Genomic DNA, 1,794 nt, shown 5'->3' on the forward strand with positions numbered 1-1,794 from the left:
GCTGCCGCCCGCGGTGCGCCGGCGCGGCGCCTTCCGCTTCGTCGAGGCCCAACTGCTGCTCGCCGAGGGCGACAAGGCCGCGGCGCGTGCGCTGTTCGACGCCGGGTTCGAGGTGGCCGACCTGCGGGAGGGCGCCGAGACGCTGAGCGAGGTATGGGCGGCGCTCACCGACGATCCGCTGCCCGACGCCTACGAGTTCCGGATGCGACCGCAGGACGGCCCGGACCGCCCGGACACGACCTAGGGCGCGTCCCGGTCCTCGGTACGCGCGACTGGCCACGCGGCGGGGCGCTCCGTAATGGGCCTCCAGTGCCGGTCACGGCACTACGCCCCGTTGCGGTCCACGTACTCGAAGACCGAGCCGTCCGGGTGGACGGCGATCAGGTTGCGCCCCACGGGGGTCGGCACCGGTCCGACGAGGACCTTGGCGCCGACCGCCGTGAGGGTGGTGAACGCGTGGTCCAGGTCCTTCACGGCGATCGTGGCGGTCACTTTGCGCAGCACGTCGATCTCCTCGGCGGGGCCGCTCATCAGCAAGAAGCAGGAGACGGCCGCGACCGAGACCCCACCGCGCTCGAACCGCAGCGCGCGCGTCGCTGTGAGCCGTTCGTAGAACGCGACCGAGGTCTCCAGGTCGTCGACGCAGATGCGCAGCGTGGTTCCCAGGATTTCCATGGCGATCACATTAGTTGGCCTGGCTCACGCCCGGCAGAGGATCTCGCCGTGCGGTGTCATGAACCAGCCGTCCTGGTTCGCGCCCCACTCGCGCCAGGCCGCGGCGATCTCCGTCAGCCGCTCGTGGGTGGCGTGCCCGCCGTTGACCGCGATGTCCGCGTAGCTGGAGGCGACCGTACGGTCCGCCCACAGCCCGCTCCACCAGGCGCGGTCGTCCGGGGTGGCGAAACACCAGGTCCCCGCGGTCGGGGTGATGTCGGTGAAGCCGGCCTGCCGGGCCCAGGACAGGATCCGCCGCCCGGCGTCCGGCTCGCCGCCGTTGGCGCGGGCCACCGTGCGGTAGAGCTCCAGCCAGCCGTCGAGCACGGGGATCTCCGGGAACCAGGCGAAGGCGCCGTAGTCCGAGTCGCGGGCCGCCACGATCCCGCCGGGCCTGCACACCCGGCGCATCTCGCGCAGCGCCTGTACCGGGTCGCCGACGTGCTGCAGGACCTGGTGGGCGTGGACGACGTCGAAGGAGTCGTCGGGGAAGTCCAGTGCGTGGACATCGGCGACCGCGAAACGGACGTTGGTCACGCCCGCCGCCTCCGCGGCTTCCCTGGCCTTCGCCAGGACGTCCTCGGCGGCGTCGACCGCCGTCACCGTGCCGGGCGCGACCAGCGCCGCCAGGTCGGCCGTGATCGTGCCGGGGCCGCAGCCGACGTCCAGCACGTCCTGGCCCGGCCGGAGTTCGGGCACGAGGTACGCGGCCGAGTTGGCGGCGGTGCGCCAGGTGTGCGAGCGCAGCACCGACTCGTGGTGCCCGTGCGTGTAGACGGCGGTCTCCTTCGGCATGGCCGACTCCTTCTCGTGGCGTGATGAGGCCACGCTACGCCGCATGTTGAATACTGAGACCCCAATCTCACGATGTGGTCAGCCGGCTGGTCGGCGAACGCGGTCAGGGCAGGATCTGCGGCCGGTAGACCATCAGCGCCTCGTTGACCTTGTCGATCAGCAACTCCCCGGGCGACGGGGCCACTTCACCGTCGAAGGCCAGCGGGGTCCCCGGTGCGATGCCGCCGATCCGCACCCGGCGCATCCGCTCGGCCGCGTGCACGGGGGAGCGGCTGAGCGGACCCG

General features: G+C 72.2%; 2 protein-coding genes and 2 pseudogenes. 1 reads left to right on the forward strand and 3 read right to left on the reverse strand.

What is annotated here, in order from left to right; all coding sequences use genetic code 11:
- Window positions 1-244, forward strand: a pseudogene (locus tag HY68_RS25195) (DUF5107 domain-containing protein); the annotation flags it as partial.
- A gap of 80 nt (window positions 245-324) precedes the next feature.
- On the opposite strand, the gene HY68_RS25200 reads toward HY68_RS25195, so the two are convergent.
- The 3 genes and pseudogenes from HY68_RS25200 to HY68_RS41085 all read right to left on the reverse strand — a co-directional run.
- The gene (locus HY68_RS25200; protein ID WP_041992640.1) at window positions 325-675 is read right to left on the reverse strand and encodes a VOC family protein; all 351 of its coding nucleotides are present in this window, start codon (window positions 673-675) and stop codon (window positions 325-327) included.
- Window positions 676-699: 24 nt separating this feature from the next.
- Window positions 700-1,509, reverse strand: coding sequence for a methyltransferase domain-containing protein (locus HY68_RS25205; protein ID WP_041992641.1), 810 nt, complete (start codon window positions 1,507-1,509; stop codon window positions 700-702).
- A 103-nt stretch (window positions 1,510-1,612) separates the two neighbouring features.
- Window positions 1,613-1,794, reverse strand: a pseudogene (locus HY68_RS41085) (phosphoesterase); the annotation flags it as partial.

Source organism: Streptomyces sp. AcH 505, assembly GCF_000818175.1.
In the GTDB taxonomy this organism is placed as follows: Bacteria; Actinomycetota; Actinomycetes; order Streptomycetales; family Streptomycetaceae; genus Streptomyces.